The organism is Paraburkholderia sp. (assembly GCF_028283785.1).
Lineage (GTDB): Bacteria > Pseudomonadota > Gammaproteobacteria > Burkholderiales > Burkholderiaceae > Paraburkholderia.
In genome coordinates, this window is the sequence record NZ_JAPWKB010000002.1 from 203133 (window position 1) to 217431 (window position 14299).

Here is a 14299-nt window from a genome sequence, read left to right on the forward strand (position 1 = left end):
CATGAACCAGCCAGCGGGGAACCTTCGCGATGCAGATTCCTACCGGTAACCTCGCGCCGCTTCCGGCCGTGACGGTCGATGCACCGGCTCGGCTACACCTCGGATTTCTCGACCCGAACGGCACGCTGGGGCGTCCGTTCGGCAGCATCGGCGTGACCGTCGATGGACGCGGCACGCGTCTGACCATGCGCCGGGCGGCGCAAACCCGGATCGAAGGCGCACGCAGCGATGCGGAACTCGCGCGCATCGAACAGTATCTCGCGCTGTTGCGCGCGCAATGGAACGGCCCGCAGATCGCTGTCGAACTCCTGCGCGCGCCGCGTGCGCACACGGGGCTCGGCTCCGGCACGCAACTCGCGCTGGCAATCGGCACCGCGTATGCGCGGCTCGCCGGAAAAGCCGCGAGCACCGCCGAGCTGGCCCATCTGTTGGGTCGGGGTGCGCGATCCGGCATCGGCATTCTGGGCTTCGATCACGGCGGCCTGATCGTAGACGGCGGCCCCGGTCCGCACTCTCATTCAGACGGTGCCGGACTCGCCGAGCCTCACGTGCCGCCGCTTCTATTCAGACAGCCGTTCCCCGACGCATGGCGCATTCTGCTCATCGACGACACACATCGTGAAGGCTTGCATGGCGACAGCGAGCGTCGCGGACTCGCTGCGCTGTCGCCATTTCCGGAGACGTTGGCCGCGCATCTGTGTCATCTGGTGTTGCTGCGCGTGTTGCCGGGCATTGCCGAAGGCGATTTCGATGCATTCGCTGGCGGCATCACCGAATTGCAGCAAACGATCGGCGAATATTTCGCACCGGTACAAGGCGGCGTGTTCGCCAGCCCGGCGGTTGCGACCGCCCTCGACGCCGTCGCACTCACCCAGGCCGCGGGCATCGGCCAGACCTCGTGGGGACCGACAGGATTCGCGTTTCTACGCGACCAGGACGATGCGTCCCGCGCCCTTGGCGCTGCACAGGACGCCACGCGCGGCATGCCGGGAATCGTCTGTTCGGTCGTCACCGGACGCAATCGCGGCGCCACGTTGCGCGCGGTCGATCTACAGCAATGCGGCGTCGACGCCGGGTAACAGCGGCGCACGCTCACGTGCCCGGCGCATCGCGCATCGGATTCCGCCGCACGCGATGCGTCCACCGCACGACGAACCGGCAGCCGGACATCAACCTGAAACGAGCCTACTACCATGCCTGAAAGCACCGAAAGGCCCTATATCCTGCACATGTTCACAGCGACGCCGCAGATGAGTCCGTTCGACGTCAACATGGCAGCCGATGCCGGCTATCAGATCGTCGTTCCGTACTGCAACGTCGGCAAGGAGAGCGTCGTCCAGCTGACACAGGATGCGATCTTTTCGCGCGGACCAAAAGGCGTTTCGCGGACCGGCATTTTCATCGGCGGGCGCGACGTGATGCTTGCCGCCGACATGCTCGATCTCGCGCGTCAGGCAATGGTGCCGCCCTTCGAAGTCTCGGTTTTCGCCGACCCGAGCGGCTCATACACCACCGCCGCCGCACTTGTCGCGCTCGTCGAATCGCATCTGAGACGCGAACACGCAGCGGAAATGGATGGAAAGCGCGTGCTTATTCTGGGTGGCACCGGCGCAGTCGGACGAGTCGCGGCGGCGATGGCGGCGTCGCTGGGCGCAGACGTGGTGGTTGCCAGCCATAGCGACCGGAATCGCGCCACGCACGTGAGCGATGAAATCAACCGCCGCTTCGACGTGGCGACCCATGGCGTCGCCACCGGAACGCCCGCCGAATTGCACGCCGCGCTCGCAAAGGCCGAGATCGTGTTCGCCACCGCTGTCGCGGGCGTGCAAGTCGTGACCCGGCCCGATCTGTCGCATGCGAAACATATGTTGATCGCCGCGGATGTCAACGCCGTGCCACCCGAAGGCATTGCCGGCGTGAACGTGATGGATGACGGCAAGCCGCTGGTTGGTGCGGTGCGTCATAACTCAATTGGCATCGGCGCGCTCGCGATCGGCAACGTCAAGTATCAGGTCGAGCACCGGTTGTTCGTGAAGATGCGGACCGCAGGAAAGCCGATGTATATCGGTTTTCCCGAAGCATTCGACGAAGCGCGCGCAATCGTCTCGGGCAATGCGTGACTATCATGCGACGCGTCGCTCGCATGCGCCGCTCATCGATGCATGCGTCACACGCATGCATGCCGTTCGTCGCGGTAGTCGGGCTGTCGGCGCGCATGCTGGCGGAATCGGCGACGCGTGCCGGATTGAATATCGTCGCGCTCGATCTGTTTGGTGACCGCGATACGCAACGCGATGCGCAACACTGGTTCGATATCGGCGACGGCGCACTGTCCGTCGATCCCGATCGTCTGGTCGCCGCACTGCAACGGGCCGCCCGTTTGCCCAATCTGCTCGGTTTCGTCACGGCGAGCGGGCTAGAAGGGCTTGCAACGCGCCTGTCGAATACACCGGGATTGCCTCGCATCATCGGCAACACCGCCGACGAAGCCGCCGCCGTGCGCAACCCCGAACGCTTCTTCGCAATGCTCGACACGATGGGCATCGCCCATCCCGAGATCGCGCGCGCGATGCCCGACGATTCCGCACAATGGCTCATCAAGGACGCGAACGGCTGCGGCGGCACGCATATCGTCGCAGCGAATGTCATATCGGGCGCGGCCATGTCCGCCACTACGCAGTCCACGTATTTTCAGCGCGTTTGCGCAGGCCAACCGTTCTCTGCACTGTTCGTCGCGGCTCGTCGCGAAGCCTGCGTGATCGGCTTTGCGGAGCAGCACGTGACGAGCGTCGGCACTCTGCGCTACGTGCATTCGGGATCGCTCGGTCCCGTCGATCTGCCCGCTCATATCGTCGATCAGGTCGAAACGTCAATCCATGCGATCGTTGCATGCACGCCTCTGAGCGGCCTGAACAGCCTCGATTTTCTGCTGGATGGCGATACGGTTCGCGTGCTGGAAATCAATGCCCGCCCTTCCGCGACGATGGCGCTTTACGAGGCGGCCTCACCGCGCACGTGGCCACGTGGCCTGCTCGACTGCCATATCGATGCGTGCCTGAACGGCCGTCTCCCTCGGGAACCGTCGTCGCGATTGCCGCCGCGCTGGCGGGCGGCGCAGAAAGTGATCTATGCGCCACACGCATTCGTCGCATCGGCGCGCTTCAGTCAGACCTGTTTCGACGACCCGGCTTGTCGCGACATTCCGCAATCCGGCACGCTGATCGAAGCCGGACAACCGGTTTGCACCGCCGTCGTGATCGCGTCGACAATCGCCGCCGCGCGTGACGCACTGGGCGCGCAACATGCGCGAATTCTGCAACGCATTGCAACCTGCCATGAGCTTTCCCATGACTTCATCGCTCTGTCAAACTGACGCACAAGCATCCGTGCCAGGGGTTAACGCGCTGAGTGCACCGCTCGTTGCACGTCTGATCGACGACGCCGCGCGCTTCCGCGTCGCGCTGTCGCGCACGAACGACGGCACCACGATTGTCGATGCAGGCGTGGCCGCGCCCGGAAGCATCGACGCGGGCGTGCTGATCGCGCGGATCTGCATGGGCGGTCTCGGCCACGTCAGCACCCGCATGAGTTCCGATGCTGCGCCGTTGTGGCCGGTGATGATCGACGTACGCACCTCCACGCCTGTCATTGCATGCCTCGGCAGCCAGTACGCCGGTTGGAGTCTTGCCGCCACCAAGGAAGAAACCGGCGGAAAGAAGTTCTTTTCGCTTGGATCGGGCCCTGCACGCGCGCTCGCCGGCAAGGAAGCGTTATTCGATGAACTCGGCTATCACGAACGACATGACCGGGGCGTCCTCGTGATGGAAGTGGACCGCCTGCCGCCGCAAATCGTGATCGACAAGGTGTTGCGCGATTGCGGTCTCGCGCCCGAGCACCTCACGCTGATCGTCACGCCGACACACTCTGTCGCGGGCACGGTGCAAGTCGTCGCGCGCGTAGTCGAGGTCGCGCTGCACAAGGCGCATGTGATCGGCGTGGAACTGCATGATATCGTCGAAGCGAGCGGCTGCGCGCCGTTACCGCCCCCCGCACCCAACGGCATTCAGGCGATGGGCCGCACCAACGACGCCATCCTGTACGGCGGCCGGGTGCATCTGACCGTGACGCACGACATCCTCGCGCAGCGTCTTGCGGCGGAATTGCCATCGTCGAATGCGCGCGATTACGGACGACCGTTCGCCGATATTTTCACGGCGTTCAACTTCGATTTCTATCAGATCGATGCGGCCTTGTTCGCACCGGCGGAAGTGTGGATCAGCAGTCTCGAAAGCGGTGCGACCTACCACGGCGGACACGTGAACAGCGAGCTGCTCCATGCGCAATGGCGTTCGGCCAACCCCGCCGAACCTCCGCACGAACCCGGAGAAGTGCAGGCATGAGCGACGCGTTGCACAAGGGCCCGCGACGCGTCGCGATCATGGCCGACGAAACCGGCTGGCACACCTCGCGCCTGAGAAAAGCGTTTCGCGCGCGCGGCGTCGATGCGCGCTGCATCGACCTCGCCGATTGCCGGATCGATACCCAATGGGCGCCGCACGGCCTGATCCTGCCTGGCTTCGGTCGCACCTTGCCCGATGCGGTTTTCGTACGCGGGATAGCGGGTGGAAGCTTCGAGCAGGTCACGCTGCGCCTCGGTATCCTGCATGCGCTGCGCGAATGCGGCGTACCGGTCTACAACGACGCGCGCGCGATCGAACGCAGCGTCGACAAATCGATGACGAGCTTTCTGTTACACCGTCACGGCATACCAACCCCGCACGCGTGGGCCGGCGAATCGGTCGCATGCGCGCAGCGCATGCTGATGCGCGAAGCGGCCGCCGGCCGCCAGTTGGTGCTGAAACCACTGTTCGGATCGCAGGGAAAGGGCTTGAAGCGGCTCGGCGCAAGCACCGCGCGAACGAATCCCGGCACGCTGAAACCACTACCGCCGCTGCGCGCCTATCAAAACGTCGCCTATTTGCAGCGATATATTCCCGGCAATGATCGCATCGGCTTCGACTGGCGGGTTCTGGTCATCGGCACGCGTGCGATTGCGGCAATGCGGCGCGTCGGTGGCCGTGGCTGGATTCACAACGTCGCGCAAGGCGCCCGATGCGAACCCCTGCTGCTCGATGCGTCGGACCCGTTGCACGCCGCACTGATCGATCATTCGATTCGTGCGTGCGCAGCGCTTGGCCTCGACTACGCAGGCGTCGATCTGATTCCCGACCCTGAGCATGCGCACTGTCCACTCGTGCTCGAAGTCAATGGCGTAGCCGCATGGCGCGGCTTGCAATCGGTGACGCCAACCGATATTGCCGCCGCGCTGGTCGACGATCTGATCGACCGCAAAGCCGGTTGGTGCGATGCGCCATCGGTTTCATCGCTCGACGCGCTGCGTCGATCGGGACATGCGGGGCGCTGATATGCACCGCCCCGATCTCGCGCGCAAGGCGTTCCTCGATGCGTGTCGTCTCGACGTCGAAACAGCGAAGCCCGGCAATGTCAGCGTCGATCGCGCGGGTCATGGAATGAGCGCTTCGCAGTTCATTGCGAGCGCCGAAGCGTCGGTGGACGCGCTGTTTGCGCACGGCAAGCCCGTGGGCGAGCGGATTCTCGACGCGGTGATCCGCACCCGGCAGGCTGTCGGCTGTAATACGAACCTTGGCATTTTGCTGCTGGTCGCACCGCTGGCCGCCGCGCTCGACAAGCCCGATGCACATGCAAGCGCGCACGCATGGCATGCCGCTACGGAATGCGTGCTGGCCGCCCTCACCATCGACGATGCGCGCCACGCATACCACGCTATCGCACTCGCCAATCCGGGAGGACTCGGCGACGCGCCCGAGCAATCGGTGCACGCCTTACCGACCGTCACCCTGCGCGAAGCGATGCGACTGGCGGCATCGCGCGACAGCATTGCCCGCCAGTACGCAAAAGGCTTCCACGACGTGTTTTTCACCGGCCTCGCCGCGATCGAGTCGTGGTCCGCCGACGCCGCGCCCGGCACTACGCCCGACACCACCGTCACCCTCGACCTGTACCTGACGTATCTAAGCCGCTGGCCCGATTCGCACATTGTGCGCAAGCATGGCGAGCACGTGGCGCAAAGTGTCACGCAAGACGCGGGTTTGCGGCATGCGCGATGGCGCGCCGATGCGATCCATGCGCGTGACGCATGCCAGCATGCGTATCCATCGGACCTCGCCGAATGGGACCTGGCGCTCAAATCACGCGGCATCAATCCCGGCACGAGCGCCGATCTGACGGTCGCCACGCTGTTCGTCAGCCGATGTTTGACCTCCGCGTCAAACGGCTGAAGCGCCCGCAATTCGAATCGCCACGCGGCGGCGTATCTATCTGCGTCGCGAGCCGGAAATTGGCACGGAACATGTTAGGAATACCTCGCTTAACCCACATGAGTTTCCGTCTGGAGCCGCCGGCCTTGCGGCGCGCGCTAATCGCAGTCCGACATATCGAACACCATTCACTGGAGGAACAGCATGGCCAAGATCAACCGCGTCATGGTAGGGGAATCGCTTATCGGCGAAGGCAATGAAGTCGCGCATATCGATCTGCTGATCGGACCGCGAGGATCGGCCGCCGAATCGGCCTTCTGTCACGCGCTGACCAACAACAAGGACGGCTTCACGTCGCTCCTCGCCGTCGTCGCGCCGAATCTGCTGACCAAGCCGAATACCGTGATGTTCAACAAGGTGACGATCAAGGGAGCAAAGCAGGCCGTACAGATGTTCGGACCCGCGCAACATGCGGTAGCACTGGCCGTCGCGGATAGCGTCGAAGACGGCACCATTCCAAAGGACGAAGCGGACGATCTGTTCGTCTGCGTCGGCGTGTTCATTCACTGGGAAGCCGACGACGACAAGAAGATTCAGGAGTTCAACTACAAGGCAACCCGCGAAGCGATCCAGCGCGCGGTGGCAGGCGAGCCGAGCGCTGCCGAGGTCGTGTCGAAGAAGGCTTCTGTCGCGCATCCGTTTGCGGCTAACTGACGAGCCTTCTCTCTGTTCGCTCATTGCGGCCCCGCAGGGCGGAAATATTCCGCCCTGCGTCATCCATGCGCACATCGCATGGCAACCCATGATCTTTGAGGAAACAGTATGACTCTACGATGTCGCGCCTGGCTGCTGGTTGCCGGCCTCGCGCTGGCTTCCCCGCTTGCACTGGCGGCAGATCCGGCCGCGGATGGAAATCCGGCGCAAGGACACGACTATCCGACGCAAGGGCGCGTCGAATACGTGCTGGGCTGCATGGACGACAACGGCCACGACTTCTCGAACGTCTACAAATGCTCGTGCGCGATCGATCGTATTGCGCAAGCGCTGCCCTACGACGACTTCGTCGAACAGTCGACCTTCGCCAAATATGCGACCCTGGGCGGCGAAGGCGGCGCCGAGTTTCGCGTCGACCGGGCAAAGGCGCAGACCAAAAAGTTTCTGTCGATCCAGGCGGATGCGTATCGCGCATGCGGCGTCGTCAAGCAGGCGGCAGCGGCCACCCCGGCGATTCCACCCAAATAACCGTCCACATAGCGCCTCTCACACACGCGTGGTTTGAGGCTCTGCGGCGCCGCCGGCATCCGCGCGGCGCCATGAACATCAATTAGGTATCAAGCCCTCGCCGAGCGCCGCGCAGGTCGCGTAGGCCGTATGCGGCGATGCGCGAACCCGCCGCCGTTCGATCAACACGCCCACTGATTCCACGTCGTCGAATTTCGCGGGCTTCGCCAGCGACACCCGAACCCAGTGCGCGCCGAACTGGCCAATCAGCAACTGCGCGACCTTTTCGGCAAGCGCTTCAAGCAACTGCGTGCCGTGGCTCGCAAGCAAGGCGTGCAATGCGTCGCGAACCGCCGCGTAGTTAACCGTGTCGTCGATCCGGTCCGATGTGCACGCGCGAATCGTCGGCACGCCGATCGCGAGGCTCATCTTCACGATTTGCGGAACGTGGAGTTCGCTCGGGTCGATGCCGATCACCGTCCGGCCTGTGAAACCTTCGATATACACAATGTCCATCGGTACCGGGCCCGCGTGTCGGTGCGCCGCGTCGCCGGGCGCATGTTGCATCGCCGCATCGAATGCAGTCGAACTGGAATAGCCATGCGCGAATGACCCGGCAGATGTGTTGTCGGGACTTAAGGTATCGAAACGTTCCATCAGGGTTCCTCCCGTAAATCGTGCTGGCTTCCTAAGCAAATTCCGGGCGCATTGCTAAAACACCTGTAAAAAAGGCGTCTTATTGGTGGGACTATTGATTGAATACACGCGCTATCGGTTGTAGAGTTTTGAAAGTCAGCGCGTCAGGCGCACTCTCGGGATTTTCCTCAGGCCGCTCACGCCGGAAATCCATCGGGACAACAGGCGCAATCTGACATCATGCGCACGCACGCGGAGACGTGCAGCGCGCCGCAGGGCCATATAGACAGATACGCGCCGCAGCGCCCTGCCAGTTCGGGCAGCGAGCGAGCGCCAGGAGACAACGCCCCATGTCGTCGCTTGTAGACATCGATACGCACGTCCGGGAAGTCCTCAGCACCGTCAATCATCAACTGGCGACGCGTCCTACCAGCGATTCCGTTGCGCAGTCCTGGACCCGTTGCCTCAACGAGTTCAGACTCGACCCCGCTCGATTCGTAATGCCGCCCATTTTGACGCAGCAGGAACTCGCGAGTTGCCGGGATGCGGCGAGCGATCTGATTGCGTGTTCGAAGCTGGAAATGACCACGTTGTATCAGCAACTCGCCGACCCGGAGCTCGCGGTCGTGCTGGTCAATGCCGATGGCGTGATCGTGCATCAGGTGTCGTCGGTGCCGTTCGGCGAAGCCGTTGCGGCCGACGGCTTGCGGGTCGGCGCGTTGTGGAGCGAGCGCGAAGCCGGCACCAACGGGATGGGCACCTGCCTTGTGGAACGCGAATGTATCGCGGTGTACCAGCATGAGCACTTCTATCCACGCTATACGTCGCTCACCTGCTCGGCCGCGCCGATCTTCGACGACCACGGCGAAATAGCCGGCGTGCTCGACGTGACGAGCCGCTCGAAATTGCTGCAACAACACTCGCTCGTGCTGGTGGGCATGTCGCGCCAGATGATCGAAAACCGGCTGATCGACGCACGGTATCGCCATGCGAACATGATCCATTTTCATAGCCGGCCGGAATTCGTCGGTACGCTGCATGCCGGCAAGCTCGCCGTCAGCGACGACGGCGTCGTGCTCGCGGCAAGTCGTAGCGCGCTGTTCCAGCTCGACTTCCGCTCGCATGCGGAACTGATCGGTCGCCGCGTCGAAGATGCATTCAATTCGTCGCTCGAAGATATGATTGCGCGCAGCATTCGCGGCTCGTTCCATCCGGTCACCGTGTACAGCGCGAACGCGAATAACCGCTTCTTTCTGATTGCGCAAACGCCGCGCGACGCGGCATCGGGCAGCACGCGCTTCCTCGTGACCGATCCGAACAGCGTGCGTGACATCACGCGGGATGGCGGCGCGCGACGTTCAAGCGGCGCGTCGGCCAAAGGACGCGACGGACGCGAGGCCCGCGAACAGGCCGGGCGGCTCGACAAACTCGCGCATCTGGAGTTCGGCGATCCGAGTATGGCGTCGCAGATACAGCTTGCCGCGCGCGTCATTCAGCGAAAAATTCCGATCATTCTGCGTGGCCAGACCGGCACCGGCAAAGAGGTCTTCGCGAATGCATTGCACAGCATCAGTCCGAATTGCAATGGCGCTTTCGTCGCGGTGAATTGTGCGTCGTTGCCTGAGAACCTGATCGAGAGCGAGCTGTTCGGTTATCGCGCGGGCGCGTTCACTGGCGCGCAACGCGAAGGACGTCGCGGAAAGATCGTTCAGGCCAATAACGGCACCCTGTTTCTCGATGAAATCGGCGATATGCCGCTCGCGTTGCAGGCGCGTTTGCTACGTGTGCTCGAAGAACGGAAGGTGACCCCACTAGGCAGCGAGAATGTCGTCGCCGTGGATTTTCAACTGATCAGTGCGAGTCACCGCAATCTGATGGAACTCGTTCAGAGCGGACAGTTTCGCGAAGACCTCTACTACCGGCTCAATGGCATCGAACTGAATCTGCCCGCGCTGCGCGACCGCGCGGATACGCTCGCATTGATCCGCCATATTCTCGAAAGCGAATCGGACGATCCGCCTTCGCTGAGTGCGGAGGCGCAGCATGCGTTGTTGAGTTATCCGTGGCCCGGCAACATCCGCCAGTTACGGCACGTATTGCAGATGGCGATTGCACTGTGCGACGGCAGCGAAATCCGCTGCTCGCATTTGCCCAGCGACATCCTCAACGGCGCCGGCGCAGCGGCCGCGCGCGCCGTCGGCGCGCCCGGTGCGCCGGCCACGACGTCTGCCTATGCGACGGGCACGGCACACAGTGCGCCCGCCCATCTCGCCGACGAAGCGGATACGTCCGGGCTCAACGCGATTCAACTCAAAGAGCGCGAGACCGTACTGGGTCTGCTCGACGAGCATCGATGGAATGTGAGCAACGTCGCGAAGGGACTGGGCATCAGCCGCAACACGTTGTACCGGAAGATGCACAGACTGCATATCCGTCTGTCACACGACGGATCGTCCGCACCCGCCGACGCATGAATGCCCCGACGCCAGCCCGTCGGCTCGACGAATTCAAAGCCGATGCGCGCTTCGCATGGTGCGTAACGGGCTCGGGACATATGCTCGATGAATCGATTGCACTCGCGCTGCGACTGCCTGGCGTCGACGTATTTCTGTCCGCAGCGGGCGAAGAAGTATTGCCGCTGTACGGCTGGACCATCGAGAAACTGCGCGGTCATTTTCGCGTGATGCGGGACAACAGTGCGAGCAGCGTGCCGGTCGGCATGCTGTACACCGGCGAATATCACACCGTGGTCATCGCGCCTGCAACCAGCAATACCGTGGCGAAGTGCGCGCTCGGCATCTCCGATACGTTGCCGACGAATCTCTATGCGCAAGCGGGCAAGCAATGCGTGCCGGGCATCGTTTTCGCATGCGACACCGAACCGAGCGTGATTACGCATGCGCCACGGGAATGGGTCGAAGTAAGGCCGCGTTCGATCGAATTCGACAACGTCGAACGGCTTTCACGCTTCGACTATACGACCGTGGCGCGCTCGCTCGACGAACTCGAAACCGCACTCGATCAACGGATCGCGACACTCAGGCTTGCATGGAACACATCGTCTTCCTGACCGGCAGACTCGCCGAAAAGAGCCTGACGCAGGTGCTCGAAGGCATTGCGCCTCCAGACGGAAATTCGGCTGGCACGCCCACGCCGTTCACATGGGAAGTACGCGAAATCGGCTTGCAGGTTGCCGGCCTGATGACGGCCGATATGATCCGCCGACGCGTCGAACTCGCACCGCACGTCAACCGTGTAGTCGTTCCCGGCCGCTGTCGCGGCGACCTCGACGCATTGAGCGCTCACTATGGCGTCCGGTTCGACCGCGGCCCCGAAGAGGTAAAAGATCTGCCGCAGTTCTTCGGACGCGAGGCCAGGCATTTCGATCTATCCCGCTACGAAACCGAGATTTTCGCGGAAATAGTCGATGCGCCACGTCTCGATCTCGACCAGATTGCAGCGCGCGCAAAACGCTATAAGGACGATGGTGCGGACGTCATCGATCTCGGCTGTTTGCCGGAGACGCCGTTCGCCCATCTTGAAGACGCCGTCGCGATGTTGAAGGCGAGCGGCTATCGCGTCAGCGTGGATTCGATGCAGACCGCGGAGCTCGTGCGTGGCGGACGCGCGGGCGCCGACTATCTGATGAGCCTGAACGCCGACACACTGTGGGTGGCGGACGAAGTATCGTCCACACCGATTCTCGTTGCTCGCGAACCGCGTGACGTCGCGTCGCTCGATGCGGCAATCGATGCAATGACGCAACGTGGCCGCCCGTTTCTCGCGGACCCGATTCTCGATCCGATTCCGTTCGGTCTCGCCGGGTCTATCGCTCGCTATGTGTCGTTGCGCGAGCGGTATCCGTTGATCGGCATCATGATGGGAATCGGCAACGTGACCGAATTGACCGAAGCCGACACGACCGGCATGCACGCGGTGCTGCTCGGCATGGCAGCGGAATTGCGGATCAATGCCGTGTTGACCACGTCGGTCAGTTTGCATGCCCGGCGCGCAGTGCGCGAAGCCGACGTCGCACGACGCGTGATGCATGCCGCACACGAGGCGCAAGTGCTTCCTAAAGGGATATCCACGGACTTATCCGCGTTGCATGCCAAGCGGCCGTTTCCCTATAACGCCGAGGAAATAGACGCGTTCGCGCGCGCGGTTCGCGACCCGAACTTCCGCGTTCAGGTCGCGCAGGACGGCATCCACGTCTACAACCGCGATGGCCACCAGACCGCCGCCGATCCCTTCGCGCTCTATGCGGGTCTGAAACTCGAACACGACGGCGGCCACGCGTTTTACATGGGCGTGCAACTCGCGCGCGCGGAAATCGCATGGCAACTCGGCAAACGCTTCGATCAGGACCAAGCGCTCGACTGGGGTTGCGAAGTAGATCGACCGGCTGAAAATCTCGACGTCTGGTGTGCGCCCGGCGCGACGAAGAAACGCTAGTCCACGTCCGCCTTCCATTTCACCGAACACCCCAGCGCAGGCCACTGCTTGTGTGGACCTTCGCCTGTGCGCGCAATCATCTGCATCGCGTCGAACAGGTCGCGCGGCACATCGACGAGCGGCTCCTTGCGCGACGCATCGACACGCCCCCGATAGCGCAACAGCAATTCCGCATCGAAGCCGAAGCACTCGGGCGTGCAGACCGCACCGTACGCCTGGGCGACCGCCTGTGACTCGTCGTACAGATACGGAAACGGCAATTGCCACTTCTCCGCGAAATGGATCATCGCGTCGAACGAGTCTTCCGGATACGCGACCGCGTCGTTCGCATTGATCGCGACGACATTGACGCCCGCAGCAACGAGTTCGCGCGCGTCGCGCATCAGGCCAAGCAAAGCTGCCTGCACATAAGGACAGTGATTGCACATGAACACCACGACGAGGCCCCGCTCGCCGCGTAATTCGCCGAGTGAACAGCTCTGACCGTTTGTGGCAATTAAAGAAAAATCGGGCGCGGGCGCGCCCAGTTCGCCAGCAGGAGACTCCGTCGCCATTGCGCCCTCTTCATGTCAGTCCGCGCAGGCGATCACATCGCGCGGTGGCCAGACAACAGGATACGCCCGCTGTCCGGTTGCGGCTCAGTGATAGCGCTGCGCCATCGCGTCGAGCGGCAACGGCTTGATTCGCGCGGCGTGGCCCGCGCATCCGAACGCATCGAAGCGTGCGATGCAAAGATCGCGTGCAGCCGCGGTCGCCGCCTTCAACGCGTGACGCGGATCGAATTCGGAACGCGACGATGCCATCGCGCGTCGCATCGCGCCGCTCATCGCAAGCCGGATATCGGTATCGATGTTGACCTTGCGGACGCCATTCGCGATACCGCGTTGTATCTCTTCCACGGGCACGCCCCACGTCGCTGGAATGTCGCCGCCGTACTCGCGGATCGTCGCCAGCCATTCTTGCGGCACGGACGACGATCCATGCATGACCAGATGCGTATTCGGCAAGCGCCGATGTATCGCCACGATCCGGTCGATCGCGAGAATGTCCCCCGTCGGCGCGCGACTGAATTTATATGCGCCGTGCGATGTGCCGATTGCGATCGCCAATGCATCCACACCGGTCGCATCGACGAACGCATGCGCTTCGTCCGGGTCCGTCAGTAGATCATCACGCGACAGCTTGCCTTGCGCGCCTACACCATCCTCATCGCCCGCCGTCCCCGTTTCGAGCGACCCGAGGCATCCCAGTTCGCCTTCGACGGAGACGCCCACCGCATGCGCCGCTTCGACCACACGCCGACTGACATCGACGTTGTAGTCGTATGCCGCCGGCGTCTTTTGATCGGGCAATAGCGAGCCGTCCATCATCACCGACGTAAAGCCCGAACGTATCGCCTGCTGACACACGGACGGACTCGCGCCGTGATCCTGATGCAGCACGACCGGCAAGTCGGGATGCGCTTCGACGGCAGCCAGAACCAGATGCCGCAGATAGGCCTCGCCCGCGTATTTGCGCGCGCCCGCCGACGCCTGAAGAATCACCGGACTCTGCGTCGCGTCGGCGGCCTGCATGATGGCCTGGATCTGCTCCATGTTGTTGACGTTGAACGCGGGCACGCCGTAGCCGTGCTCCGCTGCGTGGTCCAGCAATTGACGCAATGCGATAAATGGCATCATCGGTCTCCT

Annotated in this window: 14 protein-coding genes; 11 read left to right on the forward strand and 3 right to left on the reverse strand. The window is 63.0% G+C overall.

Annotation, left to right across the window (positions count from 1 at the left end):
- Nucleotides 1-29 precede the first annotated feature (29 nt).
- The 8 genes from PW947_RS01425 (at nt 30) to PW947_RS01460 (ending at nt 7541) form a co-directional block, all read left to right on the forward strand.
- Nucleotides 30-1079: a beta-ribofuranosylaminobenzene 5'-phosphate synthase family protein gene (locus PW947_RS01425; protein WP_299628992.1), complete on the forward strand. Its 1050-nt coding sequence runs from the start codon at nt 30-32 to the stop codon at nt 1077-1079.
- Nucleotides 1080-1193: 114 nt separating this feature from the next.
- On the forward strand, nt 1194-2120 hold the full coding sequence (locus PW947_RS01430) for an NAD(P)-dependent methylenetetrahydromethanopterin dehydrogenase (RefSeq protein ID WP_299628994.1): 927 nt from the start codon (nt 1194-1196) through the stop codon (nt 2118-2120).
- Between the two features lie 23 nt (nt 2121-2143).
- Nucleotides 2144-3373 carry an ATP-grasp domain-containing protein gene (locus PW947_RS01435; RefSeq protein WP_299628996.1) on the forward strand — a complete coding sequence of 410 codons (1230 nt, stop codon included), beginning with the start codon at nt 2144-2146 and terminating at the stop codon, nt 3371-3373.
- Nucleotides 3336-4400, forward strand: coding sequence for a methenyltetrahydromethanopterin cyclohydrolase (gene mch, locus PW947_RS01440; protein WP_299628998.1), 1065 nt, complete (start codon nt 3336-3338; stop codon nt 4398-4400). The genes PW947_RS01435 and mch overlap by 38 nt, the downstream gene beginning before the upstream one ends.
- Nucleotides 4397-5425, forward strand: coding sequence for a RimK family alpha-L-glutamate ligase (locus tag PW947_RS01445; protein ID WP_299629000.1), 1029 nt, complete (start codon nt 4397-4399; stop codon nt 5423-5425). Before mch ends, PW947_RS01445 begins: the two co-directional genes overlap by 4 nt.
- 1 nt (nt 5426) lies before the next feature.
- A complete protein-coding gene (locus PW947_RS01450; protein WP_299629001.1) occupies nt 5427-6320 on the forward strand; it encodes a triphosphoribosyl-dephospho-CoA synthase in 894 nt (297 codons plus the stop codon).
- Between the two features lie 183 nt (nt 6321-6503).
- Nucleotides 6504-7013 (forward strand): formaldehyde-activating enzyme, encoded by a 510-nt coding sequence (gene fae / locus PW947_RS01455; protein ID WP_299629003.1) that lies wholly within the window; start codon nt 6504-6506, stop codon nt 7011-7013.
- Nucleotides 7014-7121: 108 nt separating this feature from the next.
- Nucleotides 7122-7541 carry a hypothetical protein gene (locus PW947_RS01460; RefSeq protein WP_299629005.1) on the forward strand — a complete coding sequence of 140 codons (420 nt, stop codon included), beginning with the start codon at nt 7122-7124 and terminating at the stop codon, nt 7539-7541.
- A 78-nt stretch (nt 7542-7619) separates the two neighbouring features.
- Here PW947_RS01460 and PW947_RS01465 read toward each other — a convergent pair whose 3' ends face one another.
- Nucleotides 7620-8087, reverse strand: coding sequence for a dihydroneopterin aldolase (locus tag PW947_RS01465; protein ID WP_299629298.1), 468 nt, complete (start codon nt 8085-8087; stop codon nt 7620-7622).
- 419 nt (nt 8088-8506) lie between these two features.
- Between PW947_RS01465 and PW947_RS01470 the strand changes: the two genes are divergently transcribed.
- Genes PW947_RS01470 through PW947_RS01480 form a run of 3 tightly spaced genes read left to right on the forward strand, consistent with a single transcriptional unit; the run spans nt 8507 to nt 12611 of the window.
- Nucleotides 8507-10630 (forward strand): sigma-54-dependent Fis family transcriptional regulator, encoded by a 2124-nt coding sequence (locus PW947_RS01470; protein ID WP_299629007.1) that lies wholly within the window; start codon nt 8507-8509, stop codon nt 10628-10630.
- A complete protein-coding gene (locus PW947_RS01475; protein ID WP_299629009.1) occupies nt 10627-11226 on the forward strand; it encodes a flavoprotein in 600 nt (199 codons plus the stop codon). Before PW947_RS01470 ends, PW947_RS01475 begins: the two co-directional genes overlap by 4 nt.
- Nucleotides 11205-12611, forward strand: coding sequence for a DUF6513 domain-containing protein (locus PW947_RS01480; protein ID WP_299629011.1), 1407 nt, complete (start codon nt 11205-11207; stop codon nt 12609-12611). The genes PW947_RS01475 and PW947_RS01480 overlap by 22 nt, the downstream gene beginning before the upstream one ends.
- On the opposite strand, the gene PW947_RS01485 is transcribed toward PW947_RS01480, so the two are convergent.
- Entirely contained in the window at nt 12608-13165 is a 558-nt protein-coding gene (locus PW947_RS01485) for a thioredoxin family protein (protein WP_299629013.1), read from the reverse strand. The genes PW947_RS01480 and PW947_RS01485 overlap by 4 nt on opposite strands.
- Nucleotides 13166-13249: 84 nt before the next feature.
- Nucleotides 13250-14287: a class II fructose-bisphosphate aldolase gene (fba, locus tag PW947_RS01490; RefSeq protein WP_299629300.1), complete on the reverse strand. Its 1038-nt coding sequence runs from the start codon at nt 14285-14287 to the stop codon at nt 13250-13252.
- Nucleotides 14288-14299 lie beyond the last annotated feature (12 nt).

Excerpts from the sequence above, each read along its gene's own strand:
- PW947_RS01425 (WP_299628992.1), top strand. The coding sequence starts at position 30 with ATGCAGATTCCTACCGGTAACCTCGCGCCGCTTCCGGCCGTGACGGTC.
- PW947_RS01430 (WP_299628994.1), top strand. The coding sequence starts at position 1,194 with ATGCCTGAAAGCACCGAAAGGCCCTATATCCTGCACATGTTCACAGCG.
- PW947_RS01435 (WP_299628996.1), top strand. The coding sequence starts at position 2,144 with ATGCGCCGCTCATCGATGCATGCGTCACACGCATGCATGCCGTTCGTC.
- mch (WP_299628998.1), top strand. The coding sequence starts at position 3,336 with ATGAGCTTTCCCATGACTTCATCGCTCTGTCAAACTGACGCACAAGCA.
- PW947_RS01445 (WP_299629000.1), top strand. The coding sequence starts at position 4,397 with ATGAGCGACGCGTTGCACAAGGGCCCGCGACGCGTCGCGATCATGGCC.
- PW947_RS01450 (WP_299629001.1), top strand. The coding sequence starts at position 5,427 with ATGCACCGCCCCGATCTCGCGCGCAAGGCGTTCCTCGATGCGTGTCGT.
- fae (WP_299629003.1), top strand. The coding sequence starts at position 6,504 with ATGGCCAAGATCAACCGCGTCATGGTAGGGGAATCGCTTATCGGCGAA.
- PW947_RS01460 (WP_299629005.1), top strand. The coding sequence starts at position 7,122 with ATGACTCTACGATGTCGCGCCTGGCTGCTGGTTGCCGGCCTCGCGCTG.
- PW947_RS01465 (WP_299629298.1), bottom strand. The coding sequence starts at position 8,087 with ATGCAACATGCGCCCGGCGACGCGGCGCACCGACACGCGGGCCCGGTA.
- PW947_RS01470 (WP_299629007.1), top strand. The coding sequence starts at position 8,507 with ATGTCGTCGCTTGTAGACATCGATACGCACGTCCGGGAAGTCCTCAGC.
- PW947_RS01475 (WP_299629009.1), top strand. The coding sequence starts at position 10,627 with ATGAATGCCCCGACGCCAGCCCGTCGGCTCGACGAATTCAAAGCCGAT.
- PW947_RS01480 (WP_299629011.1), top strand. The coding sequence starts at position 11,205 with ATGGAACACATCGTCTTCCTGACCGGCAGACTCGCCGAAAAGAGCCTG.
- PW947_RS01485 (WP_299629013.1), bottom strand. The coding sequence starts at position 13,165 with ATGGCGACGGAGTCTCCTGCTGGCGAACTGGGCGCGCCCGCGCCCGAT.
- fba (WP_299629300.1), bottom strand. The coding sequence starts at position 14,287 with ATGCCATTTATCGCATTGCGTCAATTGCTGGACCACGCAGCGGAGCAC.